This window comes from Psychrobacter sp. UBA6739, from assembly GCF_002453835.1.
Lineage (GTDB): Bacteria > Pseudomonadota > Gammaproteobacteria > Pseudomonadales > Moraxellaceae > Psychrobacter > Psychrobacter immobilis_A.
The window spans coordinates 237,434-251,321 of the sequence record NZ_DKHR01000003.1; the positions used below are offsets into that span (position 1 = coordinate 237,434).

Sequence of the window (13,888 nt, forward strand, 5' to 3'; positions counted from 1 at the left end):
TGACGGCATGAGTCGCCAAAAAGTCACTGATGATATTAATCTCAGCATGCTCAGTGTTAACTTTGTGCTTGTGCTTGTGCTTGTGCTGGCTGATTACGGCTGCGAACCCACGCCAAAATAATAGCCACAATCATTATTAGACCAATAATGCCTAGCATTGGATATACAGTGCCAATGAGTTTACTGAAACCAAGCTGGCTTAAGCCCAGACCAACGATAGCGAAAAATGCGCTAAGCGATTTGAAGCGATTTGTTCCTGGCGTCGCAAAGCGTGTACTAAAGGCGAAAAACATACCCACTGCGGTACTGTATATCATACAAATGAGCGTCACTGACATAATTATCGCTAACACGGGCGAAATATTTGAGGCCAATCCTAAAGTAGGCATTTCAACGCCTATGAGTTTATCGATGTTAGCAAAAAGGCCAATGTTGAGTAAAAATACTAATAAGCCCAAGCCAAGCCCACCCATCGCGCCACCGCTGGCTGCTGTTTTCTCTGAGCGAGTCATACCCCCAATGACTGCCAGCATAGGAAAGCCAACCGCAATGTTAAATGAGGCATAAAGCACCGCACCAAAAAACCAATTTGAGACCAGCCAGTTTGAGCTGATAGTAGGTATTTCTTGTGCTACCTTATTTAGCGTGTCACTTGAGGCGCTGCTGTTAAAAATTGAGTACGTGGTAATAGCCAATATCAATAGCAGCAGTACAGGCATAATAATACTGATTAGCCTTATAATGCCCTTTACTTTTAAACAGAGTGTGGCGATTATCAGTACCGTCATGAAAATACTGCCCACCAGCGGTGGCCAACCGTATTGCTGAGTAAAAATGGAACCACTACCAGCCAGCATGACCACGCCGACACCAAATAAAAAGAACGATAACACCACATCCATAACCAATCCAGCACGCGTACCAAATAAGGTATACAGTACTTTTTTGTGCGAGTTGGCCTGCATATTCGAACTCATGCGCGCAATTTGCATTCCTAAAAAAGCAAAAAGCGCGGCACTAACCAGCGTGCCAATAACACTTGCCATACCATAGCCGGTAAAAAACTGAAGGACTTCCTGACCAGAGGCAAAACCGCCGCCAACGACTACTGACATATAGGCTGCGGCTATTTGCCAAGATTGTTTGTTCACTATTATGTACTCCTATCCCTGAAGTTTAGATTCGTTAGGCTAACTTGCCTTAATTGTTGTAGCGCGAAATATAGGATCCGATGTTCTATTGACAGACGATTGAGCGTCAGATAACAAAATTATGGCAGTAAGGCTTAAAAAAAATCCTAGATACTAACACGGTATTCGATAGAAGTCAGCCATCAAGTACAGCCTATACATTTAGTTAAAAAGCTTGCTGTTTTTGTATATTTAATTTGTGAAGTGTAAACAATCATATGGATAATAAGGATTCAGTGATGAGCTGGCCATTTTAGTGAGAACACCAATGGACTTATGAGCATATTTGAGGATGGCGACTGTAGATACGTCTTTGAGGATGGGTTGTAGGCTATTGAGGATAAACTAGGGCATGTCATCACTTAGGGCATGTCATCATTTAGATTGTGAGGCTTAAAATGAGAAAAATTATAGATAAACAAGGAAGAAATTGCCGCTGATATGAACATATTGGCAAGATTAATGACGATGTCTAGCAAAATTTAGCCATTTTAAGGCCACTAAATGTATCAATGTGCTAATTGATGACATGCCCTAAGCATTAATTGGTCAAAATCGCCGCATCAGTCTCGTCCAGTTTATCTTGTATCAATGGATTGGATTCAATGACTTGTACTGGCAAGTAGCGTAGCTGTAGCTTAATAGGGAGATACTCAGGAAAATTCTCTGCCATATCCTGAGTAATGACGGTTTCGATTTGCCGTACATCGTATGAGGTAGGCGTCGTCTCTCCGCGAATGACCGCACGTACGACTTTGTTTTCTTCTGAGGTATCAAACTGAGTATTGGTCAGCACGTTGCCTTTATCGATAAAGTAGCTATTGATGGCTTCTTTGACGCTACTCTCAAAAACCTGCTGCTTGGCGTTGGTCTGTAGGTTGATGGTCAAATACGTCCCCAATCCACCTAACAATAATAACGTCACCGCATTACGGCGTAAAAAGGTCAAATAGGTGCTTGATTTATAATCATCATCGACCAAACGGCGAAAGCCTAATAACCAAAGTACTAAAGCATTGGTAAACTGGATAGCAATAATATTGGTTAGCGCCAGTAGCAGTGCCCCAAGTCCAAGCTGCGTCTCGCCATTGGCAAATAATATCCCACTCGCGGCAAGAGGTGGCACCAATGCAGTGGCTACCGCCACGCCGACCACTGCCACTGATAGGTGCGGTGAAACCATCGCATAAGCACCAGCAGTACCCCCTGCCAGCGCAATCATTAAATCCATCGAGGTTGGCTGAGTGCGCGATAATATCTCTGCGGTCAGTGGCTGATCTTTGTGTAACCAGCCGACAATAAAACCAACCAATACCACCAATGATACGCCGATGATAACCGTAATCAGTGATTTACGTAGTAATGGCATACGATGATCAATAATCGCTAACGCTATGCCAGTAATGGGACCTAACATCATGGCAACCAACATGGCGCCAATGACGACGGCAGCTGAATTGGTCACCAGTCCATAACTGGCGATAATAGCCGAGAGGATATTCATGATGAAATACATTTTGCTCGGCAACGCATTGGCCTCAATCCTAACGCGTACTTCTGGATAGTCTACCTTTTGATTGCTAAACTGCTCGGCAACAAATTGCTTATAAGACTCCAATTTAGCTTCTTTTTTTTCTTTAATCTCGTCTTCTAGCTCTTCCTGATTATCGACTTTATCTTTCACAGTATTTTTTACGATAGTGTCATTGTTTTTCGGTGTGTCTGGATGTTTATCAATTGAGGACGGTTTTGTGTTGTCACTATTTGCTTTGCTTTCTTGCTGAGGGTTATCAGAGATAGGATAAGTGCTCTGTGTATCAGCGGGGGCAATACCCTCTGCCTCTACCGTTACCTCAGCATCAGCATCTTTTTGAGACGTTTGCTCGGAAGCGTCATCTTCTTTTGCTTGAGCATGTTCTGCTGATGCATTTTCTAGATTTTTATGATTGGGCGCTGTTGTGGATTTTAACGATTCATTGGGTAGTGGTGTCTCAAGCCCAGTTATTTCAGACTCATTGTTGGGCTTGGCGGTTTCTAACGTTGCCACTACCTCGTCAGCACCAATGGACTTTATCGCTATCGTTGTTTCAGGAGGCTGCGCACAAGCCATATCCTCGCCACAGTCATTGTCATCATGAGTCTCTGAGCTTTTTGAAGACTCAGTATGTTCAACAGTGCTATCTAGTACAGAGCTATCATCTGCGTCAGTTAGCACCACTTTTTTGTCTGAATAATTGGCCGTGCTTGAGGCATCTTTTATAACTGAAGAATCATTAGAGGGTTTGTTTTCAGATGAGGTCATGGCAGGGGGCTTTCTTAAAAAGTAAAAGAAAGACATTATTGTAATGATAAAAAGAGGACAACGTATGGGTTTTTTACGACTAAATGGAGCGCAGTGTCATTAAGTAGTAATACTTAAGATAGTAAAATTATGCATCATTAACTAATAACAATAAAAACCTTAACTCTAACAGGGTTTTTATGCTTAGTCACCTACTATAGCTGGCTCGCAGGTTTATAGGAAATACTTACTTTCTTTGTGGGTTTAGTGTATAAAGGTACTATATCCACAATAAAAATGAGGAATAAGTTATGAACTGGCCATTATTCTCTGTTATCTATTCAATCGCAGCAACCGTTACCATTGGCGTTTTTATGATTGGCGCTTTAGTCACAGGTTTTAATGAAATACCTCATATCCAAATAGCAGTAGCATTAGGCGTTTTGGTATCTATTCCTGCAGGCATGTTTTTTACCAAAAAAGTTGGTAGCATCACTGGTAATGAAGAAGGCTATAAAGCATAACAGTGAATAATGTGATCGATTTAAATGAATAAGTCCGACTATCAGCCATAAAAAAAGACCTTGATAGCAAGGTCTTTTTTTTATTCATCGTTTATGACTTATTAGGGCGTGTCTTCATTTCAAAAATGGAGATAAAAATGAGATAAATTGCCGTCAAACAAGAAAAATAGCGTAGATAATATCGGGATATTAACAAGCTATTTGACGATGTTTGGCAATATTTATCCATTTTTAGCCCATTTAGATGACTATTGAGTGAATTGAAGACACGCCCTAGTTAAGCTCAATTTATTTAAGCTCAACAGTCGCGCCATTTTCGATATTGGCATAAACCTCTAACACATCCCAGTTGGTCAAACGCACACAACCTGCAGAGGCTTGGCGACTGATGCCTTCAGGCTTTGGTGAACCATGAATACCATATGAAGGTTTAGACAAGCCCATCCATACGACGCCAACAGGGCTATTTGGTCCTGGTGGTAGCATATGTATTTGTTTGTCTGCGCCTTTACCAACGGTCGCTTTGTACCAAGGCATTTTTACCTTGTTAATTATTTTAAACGAACCTTGTGGCGATGGTGTGGCATCGCTACCGATTGTCGTTGGGTAAGTAGCCACCAGCTTATCGCCGTTATAAGCATATAATGTCTTATCGGCTTTATTGGCAACCACACGGTTAATGCGCTGCTTAAGTGGTGCACGGGTATTTAAAACAGTGATGGTTTCGCCCGCTTTATATTGCTTATTTTTGTTCAGCTTATCTAAATAACGCACATCCATATGGAAGCGCTCACCAAACATCTCTTTAATGTCTTGATAGTATAAGCCTTTCATTTTTGACTTGGCTTCTGAACCTGCAGGTGTGCTGGCAAAGTTGGTCTTGATATCATCTTCAGTGATGGTGTAAGTCACGAGCACAGGTTTGTTGGCAGGGATATTTTTATTTAACGCATCCCACGTTTTTTGATCCATTTTCCCCGTCGCTGGCAAGCCTTTCATGGTTTGGAAGTTGATGAGGGCTTTTTTACTGTTCATGCCCCAGCCGCCATCGATTGCACCAGGAGAAGCATGGTTCCAATCAAGCAGTGCCTGCATTTTGATTGTCATTGCCGAGTTAACTTTCATATTCGGTGTCCATGTGGCACCGTTTACCTGTTTGGCGTAATTCGACAAATTCAGCGTAGTATGTTTTTTACCATTAACATCTTCGATGCTTTTGATAGAAGTGTCTGCTGGGCTAGCATCAGATATGGCTGCGGTAGGGGCAGCGACGGCTTGACCTTCACTAATATCGTCAGTGCTATCAGACTGCACATCTTTACGAGCCAGCTCTTCTACTGTCATGTTATCAGCACTGACTGCTTGTGGCGCTGTCTCTACATCAACTTCCTGCTTTTCGTCAATCAGCTGAGTCATACGGTCAGGCGTATTAGGCTTTAAGGCAGGCGTGGCTACGACAGGAGCACGACCATCGATTGAGCTACTGCGGTTCTCTTGTACATCAAGGCTAACTTTTTTGGCAATGCTAGGCATTGAGTCAGTGGTTCGTACTGGCAGGGTGCGCGTATTATCAGCAGGTGCGGCAACGGCGCTGACACTGGCAGTAACGATAGCAATTGATATAGCGGTAATAAGAGGCTTCATTTTCATCATATTGGGATACTTATGGTTATAACTAATGGGGCTATTATGCGCATAATTTGAATGCTTCGCAAACTTTTGACACATCTTTTTTCATTAAAGTCTTGCCAAACGTCAACCGTTGACGTATTCACTACAGTTGGGCAATAACTGAGCGAGGGTATGCATAAGATGATGCGCTATTCTTACTTACAATCCTAATTATTCACGTTGTTTTTAAAACCATTTTTATGAATATAAAACTGCAAAAATTGGCGCAACTTAGCGTTTATGTCTATAATGGTGAATAAATTTTTATTTAATAGATCGGCTTTTAATAAAAGGCGTTTTAACCCATCCGCATGTAGTCAGTGAACATGTAATCAGCAAGGTGCGATATGTCAGAAGACCAAACAATGAGCGCAGAAGAGTTTCAAAATCAATACTTCAATGACGATGGTCTAGAGAGTGAAATGGTGTTTGATTTAGAGAGTGGGATTCTGGGTGAAGACGATAAATTTGCCAATTTGCCTGCAGAATTAGAAGAGGCCCGCGAGCAATTGGTCAGTATTCGTGATTTTATTCGCTTTTCGGTCACCCAGCTCCGTAATTATGATGTGGTCGTTGCACAAGGCACCACCGATGAGTTTGCTGAAGCATCCGCCATTGTTTTGCATTCTCTGGCTTTAGACTGGTCAGCCAATGAGCAGATTCTCGATTGTCGCTTGACCACCTCAGAGAAGGAGTTGGTACTGAGTTTGTTAGAAGAGCGTATCGCTGAGCGTAAACCATTAAGCTATTTGATTAATTTATCATACTTCTGTGATTTGCCTTTTTATGTCGATGAGCGGGTACTAATTCCAAGATCGCCTATCGCAGAATTGATTCGTCAGCAGTTCCATCCATATTTTGATGTCAATGAGTTTGCCAAGCCACTTGGTAAGAGCATCAACGAGCAAGCTGCTGCATTTTATGATCACGGTTTAGAGGTCAAGCAGCTGTCGCAGCCTGAACGTATTTTAGACTTATGCACGGGCTCTGGTTGTATTGCTATTGCGCTTGCGACGCGTTTCGTTGATGCGCTGGTTGATGCTGTTGATATCGATAAAAGCGCGCTTGAAGTAGCCATGGTTAACGTCGATCATCATGATCTTGGGCATCAGGTTAATGTGATTGAGTCCGATCTGTTTGCTAAGATTCCTGCTGAACACCAGTATGAGCTGATCGTCACCAATCCGCCGTATGTTGATGCGGCTATTATGGCAGAGCTGCCACCTGAGTTTTTATATGAGCCTGAGCATGCATTGGCTGCGGGTCAAGATGGACTGGATTTGGTACATCGTATTTTGTTTGAAGCGCCAGATTATCTAAGTCCAGAAGGCTTGCTTGTCTGCGAAGTGGGCGATAGCGAATGGGCATTAAAGCAAGCCTATCCTGAAATCCAGTTTGACTGGTTGAAATTTGCCCACGGTGGTCACGGTGTCTTTGCGATTACTTATGATGAGCTTATGGCACATCGTGAGCTGTTCAATGCTTACGTACAACTGTTAGATAGCATTCAATAGAGCTATACAGTAACAAAGCTATCAAGCAAGAGAACTATTGAGCAATAAAACCATCGAGATTTACGCGATACTTAAAAATCGACTTCATTTGTTTAAGGATAAATATGGCAGGCAATAGCATTGGGCAGGTTTTTACAGTCACCACGTGCGGCGAGTCGCATGGTGCAGGTCTCATGGCAATCGTCGATGGCGTGCCACCGGGTTTAGCCTTATCTGCAGATGATTTGCAAATCGATTTAGATCGCCGCAAACCGGGCACGTCTAAATACTCTACCCAGCGCCGCGAGTCCGATGAAGTTGAGATTATTTCTGGTGTGTTTGAGGGTAAGACGACTGGTACGTCTATTGGTTTGCTGATTCGTAATACCAATCAAAAATCCAAAGACTATGGCGAGATTAAAGACACGTTTCGCCCCGGTCATGCCGACTATACCTATAGCATGAAATATGGCTTTCGTGATTATCGTGGTGGCGGGCGCTCCTCAGCGCGCGAGACTGCGATGCGCGTGGCGGCAGGTGCTATCGCTAAAAAATATCTACAAGAGCGCTTAGGTGTGCAAGTCCGTGGTCACGTCACCCAAATTGGCAATGAGTATAGTAATGTCCTAGACTCAAGCCAAATTGATTGGGACTTTGTGAATAGCAATCCGTTTTTTTGCGCCGATGCCGATGCAGTTAGTCGTTTTGAGACCTTGATAGACAGTTTGCGCCGTGAAGGCACTAGCTGCGGGGCACGCCTTGAAATTATCGCTAGCGGTGTACCAGTCGGACTTGGCGAGCCAGTATTTGATCGTTTGGATGCGGATATTGCCCATGCGATGATGAGCATCAATGCTGTTAAAGGCGTTGAGGTCGGCGACGGCATGGCCGTGGCAGGACAGTTCGGTCATAGCTCTCGTGATGAGCTGACGCCAGACGGTTTTACTGCCAATCATGCTGGTGGTATTTTGGGCGGTATCTCTTCAGGGCAAGATATCCGTGTCAGTATCGCGCTTAAGCCAACCTCTAGTATTACGACGGCTGGCAAGAGTATCAATACACAAGGCGAGTCGGTTGATATGTTGACTAAAGGTCGTCATGATCCTTGTGTAGGGGTACGTGCCACACCTATCGCAGAAGCCATGCTGGCCATTGTTTTACTCGATCACTATTTGCGCCATCGCGGCCAAAATGCGGATGTTAAGCCGCCAGTAGATTCTATTACTTAGATTGTTTACCGTAAAAGTATAAACCCTCTATCATTTCTAACTAGATATGATAGAGGGTTTTTTTGACTGATTTTTTATAAATAATTAACAAGCCAGCAACTTAGTTGATAAGATTTAATCATTAAATTGAATGAATTTTTAAGCCGCTATTTGATAGTGGTCAATAGCCACACATTGCTGGTGGCGAAATACCAATAGCAGTTGTTGACTGGGAATGGCTAACCAATGCCCAAAAGCGATACTATCAATCCCTTCACCTGACAGCGCTTGTAGGCAAAAATGACGACTACCGCCTAAACAGTTTTTTATCATTTGATTTTGTTCAATAGCATCTTTCATGGCCTTTCTATCCTTAATATGGGTTATGAATTTGAATAACGCTATCGTAAAACAAGCAGATAGAAAACCTGTGTAGGAATGATGGAAAATTCATGAACTGGCATAGATGCTTATTTTTAAGCCAATGGTAGGGTTAAGCTAACCATGACACCAGAACGTTGATTCTTATCAGTACCAATTTTATCGTTATCATCAAGGACGTTATTAATAGTTACCTGACCGCCATGATGCTCAATAACTTGCTTCACAAGAGTTAAACCAAGGCCAGTGCCTTTTTTTAAGGTATTACTTGTGACATTGGGTTGCTGTGCTTGTTTGATTTCTAACTTGGAAGATTTATCTGGTGCATGCTCTGAGGCTTTTTCAGCAGCTTGGCTCTGATGCGATAAGCTAAAATAACGGTCAAACGCTTTATCAACGGCATACTCAGGGAGTAATTTACCATTGTTAAAGATATCAATAGTCACAGTTTGCGCTGAACCATGTTGCGCGATGCTGTGCAGATAAATAGAAACTGTGCTATCAGCAAAATGAATGGCATTGTCCAATACATTTTGCAGCACTTGTACCAACCAAAACTGGTCAGCGAAAACGCTGGTATTTGCCAAGGCGTTTGGTGATAAAGTCGCTGTTTCAGTCACCCATTTATCATTAAGATAGATGTCGATAGGCGCTAGGTGCTGCTGTTGCAATTTAGCGCTGTTGTCTTTTGCAAGAGTTTGCAACAACGGTAGTAGAGGGGTCAGCTGCCGATTCAGCTTAAAAGTCGGTTGCTCAACTTTGGCAAGTAATAGCAGCCGATCAATCAATTGCTGCATTTTGATACTTTGTTCACCAATGGACTGGATGAGCATCTGTTGATCTTCTTTATCAAGCCCATCATCTTCTAGCAACTCACTACTGGCACGAATGGCGGTTAACGGACTTTTGAGCTCATGGGTCAGGGTATGAACGTAGTCGGTGACATAGGCGCGATTTTCCAATCGATGTTTCATAGACTCAATGGTATCCGTTAGGCTATTAAGTTCATGACCTAAGTAAAAATAGGGTTTTTTGGTGTCTTCTGCCAGTGCACTGGTATATTGGGTCACAAGGCTGATGCTTTGCTTGAGCCACCAGGCGACCAGTCCTGCTAATATAAGGGCAGCAATACTCATGAGCAGCGCTGTGATAAGCATGCGATTGCGCGTATCGTCTAAATAAGACAACACGCTAGCGACAGGTTTGCCTACGCTAATGATACCAATCAAGTTGCCAGTGTCATCCTCTATTGGCTGTGCCACATACATCACCGTACCATCTCGCTGATTATGATCTAGCGTTGTACTTCTCGCGCCATACTGACCATTTAACGTTAGATAGACATCATTCCAGCGGCTGTAATCTTGTCCTTCATCATTGTCAGGTTCGGGTAGTGAGTCGTATATGACAATCCCTTTATCATCGGTGACATATATCCGAAAGCTACTAGGGCTTTTATTTTTATATTCTGGATCTGTTGTTTTACTTATCGTGGGCGCACCGATAAATGCCGCATCGAGTTTCGTTTGATACTGCTCATCGTATAGCTGTCCTGAAGATAACGGCATCTGCAAACTTGCTGCCAGCAATTTGCTGGTATCTAACAACGTATCTTCGATGACTTGCTGCGCCGTCGGTTTGACATAACCAAACAGCTGAGTAAATGCGACCACACCGCAGATAATCAGCACTAACGCCAATGCGAGCCAAATCCTAAAAAATATACTTAAATTCAGTAGTCGTTTTGGTTTAGTTGTTTGCTGCGCGGTGCCGATAGGATGCAGTTTTGCATACCAGTTGCTTTGGCTGGCATGCGCGCTGTTATCAGCCTTATTAATATGAGTATTAGGATGGCTGTTAGCACTATCGTTGGTCTTATGATTCATATTTTTAGGTGTATTATTTGACGTTATAGAAGGTCGATTTTAATCAAAATAGGGCTATAGGCAGTGCAGCTAGGCAGGACACAAGGCGTAACCCAAGCCGCGATGGGTATGGATAACATCAATGCTGGCATCGACAGTCGCCAGCTGCTTACGAATGGACTTGATATGACTGTCTATAGTTCTCGCCAAGCGATGATCAGGGTAATCGCTCACCGCGCTCAGCAGTTGCTCACGGCTAAAGACTTGATTGGGCGCTTTTAACAGGGTCAATAAGATTTTGCGTTCGGTGTTACTCAGCTCAAGCTTCTGCTCTTGCCACATTAACGAATAATTAAGCGGTTGGTAGTGCCAGATGCCAGACTGACATTCAAAGGTTAACGCCTGCCCCGACATATTGCTAGAAGAATTGTCATTAACGGTATTATCTGCTGCTGTTGTATGGGAGGTGGACGGCTGAGACAATAATTGCTCACGTCGCCAAATGGCTTTTAGACGGGCAACCAACTCGCGCGGGCTAAATGGCTTGGCACAATAGTCATCGCCGCCCATCTCTAAACCCAAAATACGATCGACCTCATCGCTACGAGCCGTCAAGAAGATGATAGGAGTGTCCTTTAAGCCTGCAATATCAGGGGTGTGGCGTATTTGTTGACAGAGACTGAGACCATCGCCATCTGGCAACCCAACATCCAAAATAATCGCCGATAGATCTTGCGCTTCAGCGCTTTTATGTAAATTGCGCAGAAAAGGCAACACGTTACTGGCGTTATCAAGCCAAGTGATTTGCCAGCCTTCACGCTTGCAAGTGACTTTCAGTGACATCGCGATAGCAGGATCGTCTTCTACCAGTAAAATATGGGTCATAAGCTCTATATCGCTATATAAAGAAAAACTGTTTAAGATGAAGGGGTTATTAATATCTAATGAGATACGAACATTGAAAAATGAGTGTAGGGCATCATACAGTAGCTAGAGTCAGTAGCTATGTTAATAAATTTATCGTAGCACAAAAGTCGCACTCGCTTTTGCTATCAGGCCTTAAAAGATGTGAAAAGTTGATGGAAATTGGCATTATTAGCGAAGACTTTTTTGACTGGCGGTTTTGATGAAAGGCTGTAAAATAATCAGTATTATTATAAAAAATATTGAAATATAGTGCGAATGTCAGTTTTACTAAAAATAAGTTTGATGTACCTACCATTTTTATTTAAAGGAGTTTAAGAATATGAGTGACTATTTAGATGCGGTCATCGTTGAGCATAATCCAACGCAAAAAAAGATAGATAGAGCCGTTATTTGGCTACATGGTTTGGGCGCGAGTGGTCATGATTTTGAGCCAGTGGTACCACAGCTCGGTTTAGCGGATAATATGGCAGTGCGTTTTATTTTCCCGCATGCACCAAAGCGCCCAGTGACGGTGAATGGTTGTATGGTAATGCCAGCATGGTACGACATTTTAGAGATGAGCCTAGAGCGTAAAGTCGATGTCGCTCAGATTGAAGAGTCTGCGCAGCAAATCCGTGATTTGATCAGCCGTGAGATAGAGCGTGGTGTTAAGCCTGAACACATTGTAATCGCAGGATTTTCGCAAGGTGGGGCAGTGGCATATCATGTGGCACTTGGCTACCCGCAGCGTTTAGCTGGCTTGATGACACTCTCTACTTATCTAGCGACTAATGATAATATTAGCTATAGCGCTGCTAATAAAGACATGCCAATATTGATTGAGCATGGTACGCATGATCCAGTTGTTCCTGTAATTTTGGGCGAGCAGGCGCAGCAGTTATTATCCGCTAAAGGCTATAATGTTGTTTATCATACTTATCCGATGGCACATCAAGTTTGCATGCCGCAGATTCAAAATATCGGTAAATGGCTCGATAAAGTACTGGCTTAGAGAGTGCAGCTGTAACGTAATGTAATATAGATATTATATATGTTGAAAGTCGACCTATAAGTCCTATATAATAGATGACCTTATTGGGGATGTTCTGGCTTCGACGCTGGTAATGAAACTCAATGATGCATGTCGAGAGTATATGTCCTCTCGTTAATCAAACATATATTGTTATAGTCGCAAACGACGAAAATTACGCTCTAGCAGCTTAAACCCTGTTTACATGGTTTAAACCTGTTTACTTAGTTGCTGATCACCTACAGTTGGTCAACTAAGTTGAAGCGTCCGCATGTAGGCTCGCCACAAGTGATTGTCTCAATCGCTTGGGTTCAAAAGTAGAGAATCGTCCAATCCATCCTGACTGTCGGATCGGTGCGGATTAAAACTAAAGACAGAAACTAAACATGTAGATTCATGAGCGTAATGCTGGCGGACGCGGGTTCAACTCCCGCCATCTCCACCAAATATTAAAAATCCGATCACTTAATGTGGTCGGATTTTTTTTGGTCTAATTTTAAATGTAGATAGTTGAAATAAAAGTTAAAAGAGACAATCAACTGATTCTTCATTAGCAAAAAAAGTTATTTCGTAATTATAAGTATTATTGACGCAAATCTGTGCATCATTAACAGCATCAAATTGCTCGGCTGTTAAAATGATAGCCATTGTAAAATCGATCACTTGCTGTGGCGATCTCAAATATTTAGTTAAGTCATTAGCAGTAAAATGAATCTTAGCGATGTGGTTCTCAATTTTCACTGTAAAATTTTCATTGCCGAAATTACTAGACTCAAACCCTAGTTTTTTCTCTTCTGGTGTTAAACCGTTCAAGTATTCTTGAATAGTGTTCTTTAGTTGTGAATCTTTATCTACATGTCGAATAACATAGACATAGTCATCTATATTTGGGTTTATAAAGTATACTTTGACCGCTAGTTTATCTTTAATTGACTGCTTGCTCATTTTATTAAGGTAGGTTTTATAGTTATATATAGATGATATCTTAGTCATCATCGCATCAGCTAATTCAGGATTAGCTCTTATAGTTGACTCTGTAGCAAAACCCCATAAAAATGGCTTAGAACAATTATCTTTATTACAGATTAAGTTGATAACTTCATTTCCATTTGATAGTTGAACTCTAGAATTTGGAAAAATATTAGCCTTATAACTCTTGTTTTTATAGTACATATTTGTAGTTGTAGAAAAATTATATTCAGTTGAAGATAATTCATGGACTTCTATAAGCGAAGGGTAAATTTCATATTCTTGGATTTTTATCTCTTCCTTAAATTTCTCAGAGTCTTTCCAGTAGGTACATACAGTGTTATCTATTGTAGTGGCATAATAAAATTGG

General features: G+C 42.1%; 11 protein-coding genes and 1 other RNA gene. 5 read left to right on the plus strand and 7 right to left on the minus strand.

The genetic code is table 11. From position 1 onward, the window contains the following. Positions 1-56 precede the first annotated feature (56 nt). The gene (locus B2575_RS01285) at positions 57-1,151 is read right to left on the minus strand and encodes a hypothetical protein (protein ID WP_296239873.1); all 1,095 of its coding nucleotides are present in this window, start codon (positions 1,149-1,151) and stop codon (positions 57-59) included. Positions 1,152-1,731: 580 nt separating this feature from the next. Then, positions 1,732-3,492 (minus strand): DUF389 domain-containing protein, encoded by a 1,761-nt coding sequence (locus tag B2575_RS01290; protein ID WP_296239875.1) that lies wholly within the window; start codon positions 3,490-3,492, stop codon positions 1,732-1,734. Positions 3,493-3,782: 290 nt separating this feature from the next. Between B2575_RS01290 and B2575_RS01295 the strand changes: the two genes are divergently transcribed. After that, the gene (locus tag B2575_RS01295; protein ID WP_087814154.1) at positions 3,783-3,995 is read left to right on the plus strand and encodes a hypothetical protein; all 213 of its coding nucleotides are present in this window, start codon (positions 3,783-3,785) and stop codon (positions 3,993-3,995) included. A gap of 288 nt (positions 3,996-4,283) precedes the next feature. Here the strand turns inward: B2575_RS01295 and B2575_RS01300 are convergent, their stop codons facing one another. Continuing rightward, entirely contained in the window at positions 4,284-5,723 is a 1,440-nt protein-coding gene (locus tag B2575_RS01300) for a L,D-transpeptidase family protein (RefSeq protein WP_296239878.1), read from the minus strand. Between the two features lie 290 nt (positions 5,724-6,013). Here B2575_RS01300 and prmB point away from each other — a divergent pair, with 290 nt between their 5' ends. Together prmB and aroC are read left to right on the plus strand one after the other, a co-directional pair. Then, entirely contained in the window at positions 6,014-7,180 is a 1,167-nt protein-coding gene (gene prmB / locus B2575_RS01305) for a 50S ribosomal protein L3 N(5)-glutamine methyltransferase (RefSeq protein WP_296239880.1), read from the plus strand. A gap of 104 nt (positions 7,181-7,284) precedes the next feature. Next, positions 7,285-8,388, plus strand: coding sequence for a chorismate synthase (aroC, locus tag B2575_RS01310; RefSeq protein ID WP_296239882.1), 1,104 nt, complete (start codon positions 7,285-7,287; stop codon positions 8,386-8,388). A 138-nt stretch (positions 8,389-8,526) separates the two neighbouring features. Here the strand turns inward: aroC and B2575_RS01315 are convergent, their stop codons facing one another. The 3 genes from B2575_RS01315 to B2575_RS01325 all read right to left on the minus strand — a co-directional run bounded on the left by B2575_RS01315 (position 8,527) and on the right by B2575_RS01325 (position 11,498). After that, positions 8,527-8,727, minus strand: coding sequence for a hypothetical protein (locus B2575_RS01315; protein ID WP_270894507.1), 201 nt, complete (start codon positions 8,725-8,727; stop codon positions 8,527-8,529). Positions 8,728-8,843: 116 nt separating this feature from the next. Then, positions 8,844-10,634 carry a two-component system sensor histidine kinase CreC gene (gene creC / locus B2575_RS01320; protein WP_296239886.1) on the minus strand — a complete coding sequence of 597 codons (1,791 nt, stop codon included), beginning with the start codon at positions 10,632-10,634 and terminating at the stop codon, positions 8,844-8,846. 69 nt (positions 10,635-10,703) lie between these two features. Then, positions 10,704-11,498: a response regulator gene (locus B2575_RS01325; protein WP_270894505.1), complete on the minus strand. Its 795-nt coding sequence runs from the start codon at positions 11,496-11,498 to the stop codon at positions 10,704-10,706. Positions 11,499-11,859: 361 nt separating this feature from the next. Between B2575_RS01325 and B2575_RS01330 the strand changes: the two genes are divergently transcribed. Together B2575_RS01330 and ssrA are read left to right on the plus strand one after the other, a co-directional pair. Further along, positions 11,860-12,531: an alpha/beta hydrolase gene (locus tag B2575_RS01330; protein ID WP_296239888.1), complete on the plus strand. Its 672-nt coding sequence runs from the start codon at positions 11,860-11,862 to the stop codon at positions 12,529-12,531. An 85-nt stretch (positions 12,532-12,616) separates the two neighbouring features. Then, positions 12,617-12,994, plus strand: a transfer-messenger RNA (tmRNA) gene (gene ssrA / locus B2575_RS01335). Between the two features lie 77 nt (positions 12,995-13,071). On the opposite strand, the gene B2575_RS01340 is transcribed toward ssrA, so the two are convergent. Beyond that, positions 13,072-13,888 (minus strand): hypothetical protein (locus tag B2575_RS01340; protein ID WP_296239890.1); only part of this gene is annotated, 817 nt, incomplete at its 5' end.